The sequence below is a fragment of the Pseudomonas sp. PDM31 genome (genome assembly GCF_019218965.1).
Taxonomy (GTDB): Bacteria; Pseudomonadota; Gammaproteobacteria; order Pseudomonadales; family Pseudomonadaceae; genus Aquipseudomonas.
In genome coordinates this window covers 337236-353888 of the sequence record NZ_JAHUWS010000005.1, presented here as the reverse complement: position 1 = coordinate 353888, position 16653 = coordinate 337236, and the positions used below count along the sequence as shown (strand labels likewise).

General features: G+C 59.2%; 13 protein-coding genes. 8 read left to right on the top strand and 5 right to left on the bottom strand.

Annotated elements, in window-relative coordinates; all coding sequences use genetic code 11:
* Positions 1-104 precede the first annotated feature (104 nt).
* The 8 genes from ppsA to KW839_RS12595 all read left to right on the top strand — a co-directional run bounded on the left by ppsA (position 105) and on the right by KW839_RS12595 (position 8313).
* Entirely contained in the window at positions 105-2480 is a 2376-nt protein-coding gene (gene ppsA, locus KW839_RS12630; protein WP_060539822.1) for a phosphoenolpyruvate synthase, read from the top strand.
* A gap of 235 nt (positions 2481-2715) precedes the next feature.
* Positions 2716-3705, top strand: a complete 990-nt coding sequence (locus tag KW839_RS12625; RefSeq protein WP_060539821.1) for an alpha/beta fold hydrolase — start codon at positions 2716-2718, stop codon at positions 3703-3705.
* Between the two features lie 137 nt (positions 3706-3842).
* Positions 3843-4334, top strand: coding sequence for a ribonuclease E activity regulator RraA (gene rraA, locus KW839_RS12620; RefSeq protein ID WP_060539820.1), 492 nt, complete (start codon positions 3843-3845; stop codon positions 4332-4334).
* A 24-nt stretch (positions 4335-4358) separates the two neighbouring features.
* Positions 4359-5354 carry a zinc transporter ZntB gene (locus KW839_RS12615; RefSeq protein WP_060539819.1) on the top strand — a complete coding sequence of 332 codons (996 nt, stop codon included), beginning with the start codon at positions 4359-4361 and terminating at the stop codon, positions 5352-5354.
* 63 nt (positions 5355-5417) lie between these two features.
* Positions 5418-5666, top strand: a complete 249-nt coding sequence (locus KW839_RS12610) for a hypothetical protein (protein WP_008048593.1) — start codon at positions 5418-5420, stop codon at positions 5664-5666.
* 2 nt (positions 5667-5668) lie between these two features.
* Entirely contained in the window at positions 5669-6493 is an 825-nt protein-coding gene (locus KW839_RS12605) for a mechanosensitive ion channel domain-containing protein (RefSeq protein ID WP_060539818.1), read from the top strand.
* A 93-nt stretch (positions 6494-6586) separates the two neighbouring features.
* Positions 6587-7177, top strand: a complete 591-nt coding sequence (gene sigX / locus KW839_RS12600) for an RNA polymerase sigma factor SigX (protein WP_017337463.1) — start codon at positions 6587-6589, stop codon at positions 7175-7177.
* A gap of 107 nt (positions 7178-7284) precedes the next feature.
* Entirely contained in the window at positions 7285-8313 is a 1029-nt protein-coding gene (locus tag KW839_RS12595; RefSeq protein ID WP_060539817.1) for an OmpA family protein, read from the top strand.
* A gap of 86 nt (positions 8314-8399) precedes the next feature.
* On the opposite strand, the gene cobA is transcribed toward KW839_RS12595, so the two are convergent.
* The 5 genes from cobA to KW839_RS12570 form a co-directional block, all read right to left on the bottom strand.
* Positions 8400-9164 carry a uroporphyrinogen-III C-methyltransferase gene (gene cobA, locus KW839_RS12590; RefSeq protein ID WP_060539816.1) on the bottom strand — a complete coding sequence of 255 codons (765 nt, stop codon included), beginning with the start codon at positions 9162-9164 and terminating at the stop codon, positions 8400-8402.
* A gap of 11 nt (positions 9165-9175) precedes the next feature.
* Complete coding sequence (locus tag KW839_RS12585) at positions 9176-11890, bottom strand: nitrate reductase (protein ID WP_060539815.1); 2715 nt, start codon at positions 11888-11890, stop codon at positions 9176-9178.
* The gene (gene nirD / locus KW839_RS12580) at positions 11890-12204 is read right to left on the bottom strand and encodes a nitrite reductase small subunit NirD (RefSeq protein WP_060539814.1); all 315 of its coding nucleotides are present in this window, start codon (positions 12202-12204) and stop codon (positions 11890-11892) included. The genes KW839_RS12585 and nirD overlap by 1 nt, the downstream gene beginning before the upstream one ends.
* A complete protein-coding gene (nirB, locus tag KW839_RS12575; protein WP_218424519.1) occupies positions 12201-14654 on the bottom strand; it encodes a nitrite reductase large subunit NirB in 2454 nt (817 codons plus the stop codon). The genes nirD and nirB overlap by 4 nt, the downstream gene beginning before the upstream one ends.
* A gap of 328 nt (positions 14655-14982) precedes the next feature.
* Positions 14983-16653: a bifunctional protein-serine/threonine kinase/phosphatase gene (locus tag KW839_RS12570; RefSeq protein WP_218424518.1), complete on the bottom strand. Its 1671-nt coding sequence runs from the start codon at positions 16651-16653 to the stop codon at positions 14983-14985.

The following is a 16653-nucleotide window of genomic DNA, read 5'->3' as shown; positions in this document are numbered from 1 at the left end:
CTGCATTCTCACTTATTTTCCAGGTCCAGGCCATACAGCTGGCAAACGCTCCCTTGAGCAGCCGGTTCCTGAGCTTTTCCAACACAGTTAGTGGAGAGATCACCTTGGTAGAGTACGTAGTTTCCCTCGACAAGCTCGGCAAAGACGACGTTGAGCACGTGGGGGGCAAGAACGCATCCCTGGGCGAGATGATCAGCAACCTTGCAGGTGCCGGTGTATCGGTACCCGGTGGCTTCGCCACGACCGCTCAGGCTTATCGTGATTTCCTGGAACTGAGCGGCCTGAACGATCAGATCCATGCCGCCCTCGACGCCCTGGACGTCGACGATGTCAATGCCTTGGCTAAAACCGGTGCCCAGATCCGTCAATGGATCATGGAAGCCGAGTTCCCTGAAAAACTGAATGCCGAAATCCGCACCGCGTTCGCCGCGCTGTCGGCCGGCAACCCTGACATGGCCGTGGCCGTGCGCTCTTCGGCTACCGCCGAAGACTTGCCGGACGCTTCCTTCGCCGGTCAGCAGGAAACCTTCCTGAATATCCGTGGTGTCGAAAACGTCATTCGCGCCGCCAAAGAGGTGTTCGCGTCCCTTTTCAACGACCGCGCGATTTCCTACCGCGTGCACCAGGGTTTCGACCACAAGCTGGTTGCCCTGTCGGCCGGCGTTCAGCGCATGGTCCGTTCCGAAACCGGCACCGCCGGCGTGATGTTCACCCTCGACACCGAGTCGGGCTTCCGTGACGTGGTGTTCATCACCGGCGCCTACGGCCTGGGTGAAACTGTCGTACAAGGCGCGGTGAACCCGGATGAGTTCTATGTCCACAAGGGCACGCTGGAAGCCGGTCGTCCGGCCATCCTGCGCCGCAATCTGGGCAGCAAGGCCATCAAGATGATCTACGGCGACGAAGCCAAGGCCGGTCGTTCGGTCAAGACCGTCGACGTGGACAAGGCCGAGCGCGCACGTTTCTGCCTGTCCGACGCTGAAGTCAGCGAACTGGCCAAACAGGCGATGATCATCGAGAAGCACTACAAGTGCCCGATGGACATCGAATGGGCCAAGGACGGTGACGACGGCAAGCTGTACATCGTGCAGGCCCGTCCGGAAACCGTGAAGAGCCGTACCCAGGCCAACGTCATGGAACGTTACCTGCTGAAAGAAACCGGCACTGTGCTGGTTGAAGGTCGCGCCATCGGCCAGCGCATCGGCGCCGGCAAGGTTCGCATCATCAAGGACGTGTCCGAGATGGACAAAGTCCAGCCTGGCGACGTACTGGTTTCCGACATGACCGACCCGGACTGGGAACCGGTCATGAAGCGCGCCAGCGCCATCGTTACCAACCGTGGCGGTCGTACTTGCCACGCGGCGATCATCGCCCGTGAGCTGGGCATTCCAGCGGTTGTCGGTTGCGGCAACGCCACCCAGCTGTTGAAAGACGGCCAGGGCGTGACCGTTTCCTGCGCTGAAGGCGACACCGGTTTCATCTTCGAAGGCGAACTGGGCTTCGATATCAAGAAGAACTCCGTGGACGCCATGCCTGATCTGCCGTTCAAGATCATGATGAACGTCGGTAACCCGGACCGCGCCTTTGACTTCGCACAGCTGCCGAACGCCGGTGTGGGCCTGGCCCGCCTGGAATTCATCATCAATCGCATGATCGGCGTGCACCCCAAGGCACTGTTGAACTACGACGGTCTGCCGCAAGAAATCAAGGAAAGCGTCGACAAGCGCATTGCCGGTTACAGCGATCCGGTCGACTTCTACGTCGACAAACTGGTCGAAGGCATCAGCACCCTGGCTGCAGCGTTCACGCCGAAAAAGGTCATCGTGCGTCTGTCGGACTTCAAGTCCAACGAATACGCGAACCTGATCGGCGGCAAGCTTTACGAGCCGGAAGAAGAAAACCCGATGCTGGGCTTCCGCGGCGCTTCGCGTTACATCAGCGAATCGTTCCGTGACTGCTTCGAACTCGAGTGCCGCGCCCTCAAGCGCGTGCGCAACGAGATGGGCCTGACCAACGTCGAAATCATGGTGCCGTTCGTCCGTACCCTGGGCGAAGCCAGCCAAGTGATCGATCTGCTGGCCGAAAACGGTCTGGCTCGCGGTGAAAACGGTCTGCGTATCATCATGATGTGCGAACTGCCATCCAACGCGATCCTGGCAGAAGAGTTCCTCGAGTTCTTCGACGGCTTCTCGATTGGTTCCAACGACCTGACCCAGCTGACTCTGGGCCTGGACCGTGACTCCGGGATCATTGCGCACCTGTTCGACGAGCGTAACCCTGCGGTCAAGAAGCTGCTGGCCAATGCCATCGCTGCGTGCAACAAGGCCGGCAAATACATCGGTATCTGCGGTCAGGGTCCTTCGGACCACCCGGACCTGGCCAAGTGGCTGATGGAGCAGGGCATCGAAAGCGTTTCGTTGAACCCTGACTCCGTGCTGGAAACCTGGTTCTTCCTGGCTGAAGGTCAAGCGCAGGCTTGATGTAGTGTGAACGGGCCGCTCCCTCTGTAGGGGCGAGCCTGTGGCGAGGGGGCTTGCCCCCGTTTGGGTGCGCAGCACTCACAAGATCTTTGACGCAATAGAGATTTTGTGAGTGCTACGCACTCAAGCGGGGGCAAGCCCCCTCGCCACAAGTTCTCTCTCACATTGAGCGGCCCATTAGAAGTTCAAGCAGGGCGGGCTCCTCCGGATGCCGCCCTTTTTTGTGCAAGAGATTATGCAAAGCAGCAGCAACCTGTTTCCTGTCGCCCTGATCAGCGCCGAACGACGCGGTGATCTGAGCGAAGATGTCTATCGTTTGAAACCCGGTAACAGCCCTGACGGTACCGTCGAACTGGCTGTGACCCGCCTCGGCATGGCTGATGAACCCGCCTGCCGTGGCGTGCCGGTGATCCTGTTGCACGGCAGCTTTTCCAATCGCCGGTTCTGGTTTTCACCCAAGGGGCTTGGGCTCGGCGCTTATCTGGCTCGCCTGGGATTTGACGTGTGGATCGCCGAAATGCGCGGTCACGGCTTGTCTCGGCGTAATCAGGACTACCGCAACAATCGTGTCGCCGACTACGCGCGCTATGATCTGCCCGCCATTGGCGCGTTCGTGCGCGAGCAGAGTGGGCAGGCCCCGCACTGGATCGGTCATTCGCTGGGGGGTACTACCCTGGCAGCTGCATTGGGCGGCGAGTATATCGGTGAGCCAGTGGTGGCCTCGGCGGCGTTTTTTGGTACGCAAGTCAGCCGCAACTACTGGCCGTTGAAGATTCCACCCGTGGAGTGGGGCGGTCGCTTCATTCTCAAGCGTTTTGCCCAACTGTCAGGTTCGCGGCTCAAGCGCGGTCCGGAGGATGAGCCGATCGGCCTGGCCCTGGAAAGCATGCGCTGGTTTGGCCTGTTCGGGCGCTTTGGCGATGCGGACAAGGATTGGTGGGCCGGTCTGGCCAGCGTCCAGGTGCCGGTGCTGGCCATGAGTGCGGCCGGTGACCATCAGGACCCAGCGTGGGCCTGTCGCAAGTTGTTCGATCAGGTCGGTTCTGAGCACAAGCAATTTATCAATCTGGGTCATGAACAGGGTTTTGCTGACAATTTCGGTCACGTCGAAATGCTGGTGAGCAAGGCCGCCCAGAATGAAGTCTGGCCGTTGGTAGCGCGTTGGCTTGCGGATCCCCAGGCACCCTTGATGGCTGAAAAAGCGGATTTTTCCAAGGTGATTTGAGTCTGCCGCTCTAACAAGGGCATTTCGCTCTGTTCGGCTTGCGGCTAAGATATGACGGATTGAGCTGTTCTGGTCACTTTCAGTGACTGAGTCATCACTGATGTTCGTGCTGTCTTCCTCTTTACAGGAGTTTCTCGATGAACCATTACCTCACGCCTGACCTGTGCGACGCTTATCCGGAGCTGGTGCAGGTGCTGGAGCCGATGTTCAGCAATTTTGGCGGCCGTGATTCCTTCGGCGGCGAAATCGTGACCATCAAGTGTTTCGAAGACAACTCGCTGGTCAAGGAGCAGGTCGAACTCAAGGGTAATGGCAAAGTCCTGGTGGTTGATGGTGGCGGCTCTCTGCGTCGCGCGCTGCTGGGCGACATGCTTGCCGAGAAGGCGGCCAAAAATGGCTGGGAAGGCATGGTGATCTACGGCTGCATCCGTGATGTGGACGTGATCGCGCAAACCGACCTGGGGGTTCAGGCGCTGGCCAGCCACCCAATGAAAACCGACAAGCGCGGCATTGGCGATCTCAACGTTGCCGTGACTTTCGCGGGCGTAACCTTCCACCCTGGCCAGTATGTTTATGCGGACAACAACGGCGTGATCATCTCGCCAAGCCCGCTCAAGATGCCTGAATAAAGTCCGATCAACAAAGGAATGCGGATGTTCGAGGAAGACAACGCGCAATGGGGCCTGGTGCATGCCTTGGTGCTGGACGGTAAAGGCGGCGCGCGTTCGATAGCCCGGACTGAACTCGACGACTTGCAGTTGCAGGCCCATGAAAGCCTGTGGCTGCACTGGGATCGCAGTCATCCGCAAACCCATACCTGGTTGCGTAAATCCAGTGGCCTGAGCGAGTTCAATTGCGATCTGTTGCTGGAAGAGAACACTCGACCGCGACTATTGCAACTGTCCGACAGCGAACTGCTGCTGTTCTTGCGCGGGGTTAATCTGAACCCTGGCGCCGAGCCGGAAGACATGGTCTCGGTTCGGATCTTCGGCTCGGCCCGGCGCGTCATTTCCCTGCGTTTGCGCCCATTGCGCGCCACCGAAGAGTTGCTGGTGCAACTGGAGGCTGGCAAGGGGCCGAAAACAGCCTCCGAACTCATTCTTTACCTGGCGCAGTACCTCACCAACAAGGTGCAGGATCTGGTCAGCGATCTCTCCGAAGTGGTCGACGGGGAAGAAGAAAAACTCGATGCCGACGAACGGTATACCCCGGAGCACGGAGCGATTTTGCAGATCCGTCGTCGAGCCGCCGCGTTAAAACGCTTTCTCGCGCCGCAAAGGGATATTTTTGGCCAGCTGACACGGATAAAATTGCCCTGGTTTGTCGAAGACGATGGCGATTACTGGAACGAATTGAACAACAGCCTGACCCGTTATCTCGAGGAGCTGGAATTGACCCGGGAGCGGGTGGGGCTGGTCCTGGAGGCTGAAGACCGACGATTGAGCGTGCGCATGAACCGCACGATGTATCGCTTTGGTGTCATCACCGGGATTTTTTTGCCGATGAGTTTTCTTACCGGTCTTCTGGGGATCAACGTCGGCGGAATTCCATTCTCCGAGAGCCCCTATGGCTTCATGGTTGCGTGCCTGATGATGATCTCGGTAGCGCTGGGACAGTGGTGGTTATTTCGGCGTTTGCGGTGGGTCTGAAGGTGAGTCATGTGACCCGGGCAAATCTGGCCGCGTCTTTCACAGACATCACGAGAGGTGCGTATGCACGATCCGTTTGAACAGTCTTTACGCGACATGCTCAATGCATCACCCTCCACCCGGGACGACGATGCGTGCCTTGGTCGCGTGCTGAAAACCGCCAACCGCCAGGTCGGCGCCGGTGATTTGTTCAGTCTGCTGGGCCGCTGGTTGCCCGCCCTGATGATCGCCTTGAATAATGGATCGGCCCATGTCGCGCCGGTATCCCGTTTACGTAAACCTGCCGCCCGCACCGCTGATAAGGCTGATTGAATATGGAACTTGATCTCTGGACTCAGAGCCTCGTCACTGCAATGACTGCGTTGTGGACCAAGGTTGCGAACTTCATCCCGAACCTGTTTGGCGCCCTGGTTGTGCTGCTGTTGGGCTTCGTCGTGGCGAAACTACTGGACGCGTTGCTGTCCAAGTTGCTCGCCAAGCTTGGCCTTGATCGCCTGATGGGCGGTACTGGCCTGACCAAGTTGCTGTCCCGTGCGGGACTTCAGGTACCGATCTCGACGTTGATCGGAAAAATCGTCTATTGGTTCGTTCTGCTTATTTTTCTGGTTTCTGCCGCAGAATCCCTTGGACTTGAGCGAGTTTCAGCTACGCTGGATATGCTAGCGTTGTATTTGCCGAAGGTATTCGGTGCGGCGCTGGTGCTGCTGGTGGGTGTCTTGCTGGCGCAACTGGCCAATGGGCTGGTACGCGGTGCGGCAGAAGGCGTAGGACTGGACTACGCTTCCGGGTTAGGGCGAATTGCTCAGGGCCTGGTGATTATCATCAGCATCTCGGTCGCGATCAGCCAGTTGGAGGTCAAGACTGACCTGCTCAACCATGTGATTGTGATTGTTTTGATCACCGTTGGTCTGGCAGTAGCGCTGGCAATGGGGCTGGGAAGCCGGGAAATAGCTGGACAGATTCTTGCGGGAATCTATGTGCGTGAGTTGTATCAGGTTGGGCAACAAGTACGTGTTGGCGAGGTCGAAGGCCAGATCGAAGAGATCGGCACGGTTAAAACCACATTGCTGACCGATGAGGGTGAGCTAGTCTCTCTTTCCAATCGGATCCTCCTTGAGCAGCATGTGAGTAGCCGCTAACCCGGCAAACCCTGCTAATGTATGCCGCCGCATATTGCCTGCTGACGCTGGCGCTGCGGCGGACATTGACCTGAACTGTCGGCCCGACTTGTTTTGAATAAAGCCCAATCGTTATCCACGCGCTACGACCCCCGCGAGCTCTCTGATGAGGAGTTGGTCGCGCGCTCGCATACCGAGCTGTTTCACGTGACGCGCGCCTACGAAGAACTGATGCGGCGTTACCAGCGAACATTATTTAACGTGTGTGCACGATATCTTGGGAACGATCGCGATGCTGACGATGTCTGTCAGGAGGTCATGTTGAAGGTGCTGTATGGCCTGAAGAACTTCGAAGGTAAATCGAAGTTCAAGACATGGCTCTATAGCATCACGTACAACGAGTGCATCACGCAGTATCGGAAAGAACGGCGAAAGCGTCGCTTGATGGACGCATTAAGTCTTGACCCCCTTGAGGAAGCGTCCGAAGAAAAGGCGCCGAAACCCGAGGAAAAGGGTGGACTTGATCGCTGGTTGGTGTATGTGAATCCGATTGACCGTGAAATTCTGGTGCTACGATTTGTCGCAGAACTGGAATTTCAAGAGATCGCGGATATCATGCATATGGGATTGAGTGCGACAAAAATGCGGTACAAACGTGCTCTAGATAAATTGCGTGAGAAATTTGCAGGCATTGCTGAAACTTAGTTCAGCGCAAATATCTCTTACGTGTAGGCAAGTTCTGTTAGACTTGCCGCCGAGTTGTCCCCCGGTTTGCGGGACTGCTTCACAATCACCAGATGGGGATTTAACGGATGAAACTGAAAAACACCTTGGGCTTGGCCATTGGTTCTCTTATTGCCGCCACTTCCTTCGGCGCTCTGGCACAAGGCCAAGGCGCAGTTGAAATCGAAGGCTACGCGAAGAAGCAATATTTCGATACCGACCGTAACTTCCGGAACGACGGCATCCTGCCGGGTGGTTCCATCGGTTACTTCCTGACTGACGACGTTGAACTGCGTCTGTCCTACGACGAAGTCCACAACGCTGTGACCGACGACGGCCAGGACGTTAAGGGCTCGAACGCAGCTCTGGACGGCCTGTACCACTTCAACAACCCAGGCGACATGCTGCGTCCTTACCTGTCGGGCGGTTTCTCCCACCAGAGCATCGACCAGAACGGCTCGGGCGGTCGTAACCACTCCACCTTCGCCAACGTTGGCGGCGGTGCCAAGCTGTACTTCACCGACAACTTCTACGCCCGTGCCGGCGTTGAAGCTCAGTACAACATCGACCAGGGCAACACCGAGTGGGCTCCTAGCGTCGGTATCGGTGTGAACTTCGGTGGCGGCAACAAGCCTGCTGCTCCGGTTCCAGCTCCAGAAGTTTGCTCCGACAGCGACAACGACGGCGTTTGCGACAACGTTGACAAGTGCCCGGACACCCCAGCCAACGTAACTGTTGACGCTGACGGCTGCCCAGCAGTTGCTGAAGTTGTTCGTGTTGAGCTGGACGTCAAATTTGACTTCGACAAGTCGGTAGTCAAAGAAAACAGCTACGGCGACATCAAGAACCTGGCTGACTTCATGAAGCAGTACCCAGCCACCACCACTACTGTTGAAGGTCACACTGACTCCGTCGGTCCTGACGCTTACAACCAGAAACTGTCTGAGCGTCGTGCAAACGCCGTTAAACAAGTTCTGACCAACCAGTACGGTGTTGAATCGTCCCGCGTTCAGTCTGTTGGCTACGGCGAATCCCGCCCAGTTGCTGACAACAAAACTGACGCTGGCCGCGCTGTAAACCGTCGCGTAGAAGCGCAGGTTGAAGCTCAAGCTAAGTAATTAGCTCGCAGCTCTGAGAAAAGCCCGGCTTAGGCCGGGCTTTTCTTTGCCTGCGATTTGATCAACCGAAGCTGAGTCGGACAGGTTCAGGCTGGCTGGCAGGCCTTCATCGCGGGCACGTCACGCTCCCACAGAGAGGACTCTGCATGGGCCGCCACAGCACCGATCACTAGGATAGCCGGGCTCTTGAGTTGGAAGATGTAGGAATCTTCTTCCATTGCTGTAAGGCTGCTCCGGCATTCCCTTTGATGGGGCAGGGAGGCGTTCTCAATCATCGCCACTGGCGTATCCGCCGCCATTCCACCTGCCAGCAACTGCTCGCGAATCTCGCTCAATTTCGCCACGCCCATGTAAACCACCAGGGTCGTACCGCCCTGGGCCAATGCCTGCCAGTTGAGGCTGCTGTCGTCCTGGGTGTGAGCGGTCACCAGCGTTACCCCGCGGGCAACGCCGCGCAAGGTCAAAGGGATGTCGCATTGCGTCGCGCCAGCAAGCCCGGCGGTGATGCCGTTGACCAGCTCGACTTCCACTCCCTGCTCGCGCAGCCATTGCGCTTCTTCACCACCACGACCAAAGATGCACGGGTCACCCCCCTTGAGCCGCACCACGCATTTGCCTTGGCGGGCATAACGCAGCATCAATCGATGAATGAATGCCTGCGGCGTGGAGCGACAGCCACCGCGCTTGCCCACCGCAATGATCCGCGCCTGAGGGCAATGCTCCAGGATCGCGTTGTTGACCAGGTCGTCGATCAGCACCACTTGCGCTTCTCTCAATGCGCGTACCGCCTTGAGGGTCAGTAATTCCGGATCGCCAGGGCCCGCACCCACCAGCCAGACTTTTGCGCTCATAGTGTTGCTCCTCACGAGTTGACGGCGATCGGCTGGGCAGAGACTGCCAGCAATCGCTTGATTTCCGGAATGCAGGACCCGCACTGCGTACCGCAGCCCAGTTCCTGTTTGAGCCCCTGCAGGTCCAGGCCACGACTGATGCTGGCGCAAATCGCGTTTTGGCTGACGTTCTTGCAGTTGCAAAGGGTTTTGTTGCCGTTTGATGCCAAGGCATTGCCCGGTGGTACGCTCAGCGGCGCGAGCAACCAGCGACGCAGCTGTTCGTCGGCGCTTCCTTCGAGCCAAAGGCCTTGCAGCCAGTGCTGGGCGAGGGTTTCACCGGCCAGGCGAATCGCGGTGATGCGGCCATTCTCGATGCGCACCCGTTTGCCAATGGAGCGTCGCGGGTCGTCGTACGCCAGCACCGGCCCGCTGTTCAATTCCAGGCACTGATCAATGTCTGCCAATAGCTGTGGCGGCGGCGCTGACGTGCTGGCAGCGCGTATGAGCAGTGCTGGGCGTTCACGGCCGGCGAGGCTGAGGCTGGCATAGGAAAACGCCTCACAGAGTGGGCGCAGTGCCTCGAAATGCCGTTGAACGTCACCTTCGATGAGGGCGAACAATTGCCATGGCAGTTGCACAGGCTCCAGGCGTACGCCGCTGTGCTTGAGTTCGGGCTGTTTTGACAACGGATCGAAAGCGGCAAGGGTCAGACTGTTCACGCCGCCCTTGAGAAAACGGTCACCAAAGTGCATCGGCAGAAAAGCCTGGCCGGGGCGTACGCTGTCGTCGCTGCCGACCGGCACGATCACCGCACCGCGACGGCTTTTCAGGCTGACCAGATCTCCGGATTGCAGGCGATGCCGACGCAACTCATCCGGGTGCAGGCTCAAAACGGCTTCGCTGACATGGCCAAATAGTTGTGCAGCTGTGCCAGTGCGGCTCATTCCGTGCCATTGATCGCGCAGGCGGCCGGTGATCAGGGTCAGCGGAAAACGCGCATCGCGCTGTTCTTTGGCGGCGCGATAGGGATCGGCAACAAACTGCGCCCGCCCGCTGGGGGTCGGAAAAATTCCGTCGATATACAGCCGGGCCGTGCCCTCGCTGGCACCCACAGGGAAGGGCCATTGTTGCGGACCAAGACGGTCGATCAGGTCGTGACTGATACCGGACAGGTCCAGGTCGCGGCCATGGGTCAGTTGCTTGAATTCATCGAACACCTGAGTCGGGGTTTCAAACGCGAACAGACCGGGTTGGCCGGGACGCAGATGTTTTTCCAGACGTTGTGCGAAATCTACGGTGATCGCCCAGTCTGGCCGTGCTGCACCCGGTGCGGCGATGGCCCGGCGGACGTGGGAAATGCGCCGTTCGGAGTTGGTCACCATGCCGTCTTTTTCACCCCAGCTGGCGGCGGGCAGCAGCAGATCGGCGAACGCTGCGGTTTCGGTGGTGCGAAAGGCTTCCTGCAACACCACGAATGGGCACGCTTGCAAGGCTTCGCGCACGGCGCTCTGGTCCGGCATCGATTGCGCCGGGTTGGTGCAGGCGATCCACAGGGCTTTGATTTTGCCGTTGCCGACCTGCTCGAACAGTTCGATGGCGCTGAGCCCCGGGTTCTCCGGGAGTTGCTCGACACCCCAGTAAGACGCTACCTGAGCACGGTGTTCAGGATTGGCAACTTCGCGATGACCAGGCAGCAAGTTGGACAAGCTGCCGGTTTCCCTCCCGCCCATGGCGTTTGGCTGACCGGTCAACGAGAAAGGACCTGCACCAGGCCGTCCGATTTGCCCGGTGGCCAGATGCAGGTTGATCAGCGCACTGTTTTTCGCGCTGCCGGCGGTGGATTGATTCAGGCCCATGCACCACAGCGACAGGAAGCTTTTCGAGGTCCCGACCCATTGGGCACATTCCTGCAGTTGTTCGATGCCGATGCCGCACAGTTGCGAAACCATTTGCGGCGTGTAGTCGCGCACCAGGCTTTTGAGTTCGGCCAGACCTTCGGTATGGGCATTGATGAAATCGCGGTCGATCCAGTCTTCCCACAGCAGCAGGTGCAAGATCCCATGGAACAAGGCGACGTCGGTGCCCGGCAGAATCGCCAGATGCAGGTCAGCCAGATCGCAGGTGTCGGTACGCCGTGGGTCGATGACGATGACTTTCATCTGTGGACGGCGGGATTTGGCTTCTTCCAGGCGACGAAACAGTACCGGATGGGCGTAGGCCATATTACTGCCGACGATCATCACGCAGTCGCTCAGTTCGAGGTCTTCGTAGCTGCAAGGTGGTGCGTCTGCGCCCAGGCTGCGCTTGTAGCCGACCACCGCCGAAGACATGCACAGGCGTGAGTTGCTGTCGATATTGTTGGTCCCCACCAACGCTCGCGCCAGCTTGTTGAAGGCGTAGTAATCCTCGGTCAGCAACTGCCCGGAGATATAGAACGCCACGCTATCCGGACCATGTTCGGCGATGGTTTGGGCAAACACGCTGGCGGCATGATCGAGGGCGCTGTCCCAATCGGTGCGAGCGCGGGCCAGGCCTTTGCCCAGACGCAATTCGGGGTACAAGGCCCGGGCCGTGAGGTCGCCCGTCAGGTGCAGGGTCGAGCCCTTGCTGCACAGTTTGCCGAAATTGGCCGGGTGGGCCGGATCGCCGCTGACGCCGAGGATGCGCTCGCCGTCATGCTCGATCAGCACCCCACAACCGACCCCGCAGTAACAGCAGGTGGAAGCGGTGATCTGGCGGTTCATCAGCTTGCGTCCAGGGCCAGCATCACCCGGCCATTTTCGACCCGTGCCGGATGATGGTGGGCGCAGCCGATATCCGGCGCCTGGGCTTCGCCGCTTGCCAGGTCGATCTGCCAGTTGTGCAGCGGGCAGGCGACCCGCTTGCCGTAGATCAACCCTTGGGACAATGGCCCGCCTTTGTGCGGGCAGCGGTCATCGAGGGCGAAAACTTCGTCGTCGCTGGTACGGAAAATGGCGATGTCACCTTTCGGGCCGGCGACGATTCGCGAACCCAGGGCGTTGATTTCTTCCAGTGCGCAGATATCCAGCCAGTTCATGCCAGCACCTCCAGGTTCTTCACAGGGATGACGTCGAACTCCTTCTTCAGCAATGGCTGTTGCAGGCGTTCTTTCCACGGGTCTTGCTCGAACGACAGGGAGAACTGCAGACGCTCGTTGAGCGCTTTGCGGCGTTGTGGATCTTCCAGCACGGCTTTCTTGATGTGCTCCATGCCGACCCGTTGCAGGTAGTGCACGGTGCGTTCGAGATAGAAGGCCTCTTCGCGATAGAGCTGCAGGAATGCGCCGTTGTACTCGCGTACTTCTTCGGCGGTTTTGAGCTTGACGAAGAACTCGGCGACCTCGGTCTTGATCCCGCCGTTGCCGCCGATGTACATCTCCCAACCGGAATCCACACCGATAATTCCCACATCCTTGATACCCGCTTCCGAGCAGTTGCGCGGGCAACCGGAGACGGCCAGTTTCACTTTGTGCGGCGACCACATGTTGAACAGGTCATGTTCAAGCTCGATGCCCAGTTGGGTGGAGTTCTGCGTGCCAAAGCGGCAGAACTCGCTGCCGACGCAGGTCTTCACCGTGCGGATGGATTTGCCGTAGGCGTGGCCGGACGGCATGTCGAGATCCTTCCAGACCCCTGGCAGGTCCTGTTTTTTAATACCCAGCAAGTCGATGCGTTGCCCACCGGTAACCTTGACCATGGGCACGTTGTATTTGTCTGCCACGTCGGCAATGCGGCGCAATTCGGAAGGATTGGTCACTCCGCCCCACATCCTTGGCACTACAGAGTAGGTACCGTCTTTCTGAATGTTGGCGTGAGCCCGTTCGTTGATCAGGCGTGATTGCGGATCGTCCTTGGCCTCGCCCGGCCAGGTGGAAATCAGGTAGTAGTTGAGCGCCGGGCGACAGGTTGCACAGCCATTCGGCGTGCGCCAGTTCAAGTAGCCCATGGTGCCGGCAATGGTCAACAGGTGCTGCTCACGGATGGCCTGGCGGATCTGTCCGTGATTGAGGTCGCTGCAGCCGCAAATGGCTTTTTCGCTTTTCGGCTTGACGTCGGCGGCGCCGCCCACGGTATTGATCAGGATCTGTTCCACCAGGCCCGCGCAGGAGCCGCAGGAGCTGGCGGCCTTGGTGTGTTTCTTGACCTCATCGACACTGAACAGCCCGTGCTCCTGAATCGCCTTGACGATGGTGCCCTTGCATACGCCGTTGCAGCCGCAGACCTCGGCACTGTCAGCCATGCTCATGGCCTTGTCCTGGCCCTGATGTCCGACGTCGCCTATAGCGTTTTCACCAAACATCAAGTGATCGCGGATTTCACCGATGCCGTGGTTCTCGCGGATTTGCCGGAAGTACCAGCCGCCATCGGCGGTATCGCCGTACAGGCAGGCCCCGACCAGCACGTCATCCTTGATCACCAGTTTTTTGTAGACCCCGCCGATCGGGTCGGAAAGGGTGATGGTCTCCGTGCCTTCACCGCCCATGAAGTCACCGGCGGAGAACAGGTCGATGCCGGTGACTTTCAGTTTGGTCGAGGTCACCGAGCCCTGATAACGGGCGAAACCCAGTTGTGCAAGGTGGTTGGCGCAGACCTTGGCCTGCTCGAACAGCGGTGCTACCAGGCCATAGGCGATGCCGCGGTGGCTGGCGCATTCGCCGATCGCATAGATCCGTGGGTCATAGGTTTGCAGGGTGTCGTTGACCAGAATCCCGCGGTTGCAGGGGATCCCGGATTTTTCCGCGAGTTCGGTGTTGGGGCGAATGCCGGCCGCCATGACCACCAGGTCGGCGGGGATGATCTCGCCGTTCTTGAACTCCACCGAGCCGACCCGGCCATTGCCGGCATCGTGCAGGGCCTTGGTTTGCTCGCACAGGCGAAAATGCAGGCCGCGCGCTTCAAGGGCCGATTGCAGCAGCTGGCCGCTGGTCTTGTCCAGTTGCCGTTCCAGCAGCCATTCACCGAGGTGCACTACGGTGACATGCATGCCCCGCAGCATCAGGCCGTTGGCGGCTTCCAGGCCGAGCAGGCCACCACCGATCACTACTGCGTGCTTGTGGGTTTTTGCGGTGTTGATCATGGCCTGGGTGTCGGCAATATCGCGGTAGCCGATCACACCCTCAAGGGTGTTGCCTGGAATCGGTAGGATGAAAGGGGTCGAACCGGTGGCGATCAGCAGGCGGTCGTACTCGGCCTCGCTGCCGTCTTCAGCGATGACCCGGCGTTTGACCCGGTCTATTTCCACCACTTTGCGGTTGAGCAGCAGCTTGATGTTGTTTTCCAGGTACCAGTCCAGGTCATTGAGCACGATCTCTTCGAAAGTCTGCTCGCCGGCCAGCACCGGTGACAGCAGGATGCGGTTGTAGTTTGTGTGCGGTTCGGCGCCGAAGACCGTGATGTCGTACAGCTCATTGCTCAGCTTGAGCAGTTCTTCCAGGGTGCGAACCCCGGCCATGCCGTTGCCGATCATCACCAGTTTTAGTTTTTTCATCAGGTTCTCCGGGAGCTCAGACTCGCCTCATCAGGGCTGTTCAGGTCTTGCTCGACAAATTTTTGCGCAAACAAAAAAAGGCGTCCCGCTAGTTGCCTAGCGAGGACGCCTTTGTCCTGGTCCCGTTCTCTCGGGAAGCGCAGCATTCGTCGTTGAAGGCTGGGCTTTATGTGTGGTGTAAAAGGTAATGCAGCGGCTGTGCCAAGTGCTGCTGGACCGCGGATTTATTGAGTTAGGGGGGCATTCGTCGAAATGATTGCAGTGTTTTGTGCACTGATTCGAAGCGTGTTGCTCGTTCGTGGAGCGTCAGGTTGATGGTTCAGCGCTATCAGCCGTGAAACAGCAAAACCAGCAGCACCAGATTCACCACCAGCGACACCAACGCCAACGTCCGCCACACCTTCAGCGGCTCGCGCTCCAGCAGTGGCCTTGGCCGCACGTTCAAGCTGCGCCGCTCGCCCTGTTCCATCAACAGCAGCCATTCTTCCGCCGTTTCAAAGCGCTGATCAGGATCCGCAGCCACGGCCCGCTCCAGGCTTTGGGCAATCCACTCCGGCAGGTCTGGTCTATAGCGCCCGGCGCTGACCGGCTGGCCGAAACGAGGGTGCTGGAATGCCTCGATTTCGCCGTAGGGAAAATGCCCGGTAAGCAGGAAGTAAAGGGTAACGCCGACGGAGTACAGGTCCTGCTGCGCTGTCGCAAGGTTGCCAAGAAACGCTTCCGGGGCGATGTAGCTCGGCGTCCCGGGCAGTTCGGTGGGGCGGTCTTCGCAGAGCCCTGGACAGTAGGCGAGACCGAAATCCAGCAGGCGCAATTCGCCGTCGTCTGCCAACAGCAGGTTTTCCGGTTTGATATCGCGATGCAGAATCTGCCGGCGATGCAGCAAACCGACCGCTCGCAGCAAGCGCTCGGCCAGTTCCTGCCACTGGGCCAGCGGCAGCGGCCCGCCCTGATCGTACAATTGTGCCAGCGTCGACCCGGCATATTCGCGCATCACGTAGTACAAATGCTGACGCTGGCTGGCGGCATGGACTTCAGGGAAATGCCGTCCGGCCACGCGCTTGAGAAACCATTCCTCCGAGAGTAATGCTTGCCCGGCCTGGTGATCGTCGTGCATTCGCCCCGGCAGGGTTTTCAGCAGCCACGGTTGTTGCTGGGCGTCGCGTACCCGATAGAGCAGCGATTGCTGACTTTGCCCGAGTATTGTTTCGACTTGCCAGCCTTCGAAGAGCTGCCCGGGTTTCAGTGCCGGCGGCAGCGGCCATTGCTGCAAATGCATCAACGCGTCGCCGATGCTCGCCTCACCGAGCGCATCGACACGCACCAGCAAGGCGCTGGCGTTATCCTCGCTGCCGGCCAGATGCGCGGCCTTCACCAGGGTTTGCGCGGCGCTGTGCAAATCCGGTTGGTCGCGCAGAATCGCGGCAATTGCGGTGTCGCCAAGCACGGCCCAGACACCGTCGCTGAGCAGCACGAAACTCTCATCCAGGCGCAGTTCGCCATCGAGGAAATCCAGCACCAGATGCTGATCGAGCCCCAGTGCGCGTTTGAGCACGTGCTGCATGCCCGGCTGGTCCCAGACGTGATCCTCGCTGATGCGTTGCAACTGGTCGGCATGCCAGCGATATACCCGGCAATCTCCGACGTGGGCCAGGGTGAAACGCCTGCCACGCATGACCAGCGCACTGACCGTGGTCAACAGCGGTTGGCCGTTGCCATTGGCCTGCAGCCAGCGGTTCTGCGCCAGCAGCAGGCGATCCAGCGCCTGGGCAATGCCCCAGGTTTCCGGCGTGGCGTAGTAGTCCAGTGCCAAAGCCTGCAAGGTCGAACGGGCGGCGAGGCCGCCATCGGCACACTGGCTGACACCGTCGGCGATGGCGAACAGGTAACCTTTGCTCGCCGCCAGTGCCGGAGCGGGCGTGACCAGGCGCAGGGCGTCCTGGTTTTCATCGCGAGGGCCGATGGCACTGGCTTCGGCGAAACTCAGTTGCAGGCCCAT

Excerpts from the sequence above, each read along its gene's own strand:
- KW839_RS12625 (WP_060539821.1), top strand. The coding sequence starts at position 2,716 with ATGCAAAGCAGCAGCAACCTGTTTCCTGTCGCCCTGATCAGCGCCGAA.
- rraA (WP_060539820.1), top strand. The coding sequence starts at position 3,843 with ATGAACCATTACCTCACGCCTGACCTGTGCGACGCTTATCCGGAGCTG.
- KW839_RS12615 (WP_060539819.1), top strand. The coding sequence starts at position 4,359 with ATGTTCGAGGAAGACAACGCGCAATGGGGCCTGGTGCATGCCTTGGTG.
- KW839_RS12610 (WP_008048593.1), top strand. The coding sequence starts at position 5,418 with ATGCACGATCCGTTTGAACAGTCTTTACGCGACATGCTCAATGCATCA.
- KW839_RS12605 (WP_060539818.1), top strand. The coding sequence starts at position 5,669 with ATGGAACTTGATCTCTGGACTCAGAGCCTCGTCACTGCAATGACTGCG.
- KW839_RS12595 (WP_060539817.1), top strand. The coding sequence starts at position 7,285 with ATGAAACTGAAAAACACCTTGGGCTTGGCCATTGGTTCTCTTATTGCC.
- cobA (WP_060539816.1), bottom strand. The coding sequence starts at position 9,164 with ATGAGCGCAAAAGTCTGGCTGGTGGGTGCGGGCCCTGGCGATCCGGAA.
- KW839_RS12585 (WP_060539815.1), bottom strand. The coding sequence starts at position 11,890 with ATGAACCGCCAGATCACCGCTTCCACCTGCTGTTACTGCGGGGTCGGT.
- nirD (WP_060539814.1), bottom strand. The coding sequence starts at position 12,204 with ATGAACTGGCTGGATATCTGCGCACTGGAAGAAATCAACGCCCTGGGT.
- nirB (WP_218424519.1), bottom strand. The coding sequence starts at position 14,654 with ATGAAAAAACTAAAACTGGTGATGATCGGCAACGGCATGGCCGGGGTT.
- KW839_RS12570 (WP_218424518.1), bottom strand. The coding sequence starts at position 16,653 with ATGGGCCTGCAACTGAGTTTCGCCGAAGCCAGTGCCATCGGCCCTCGC.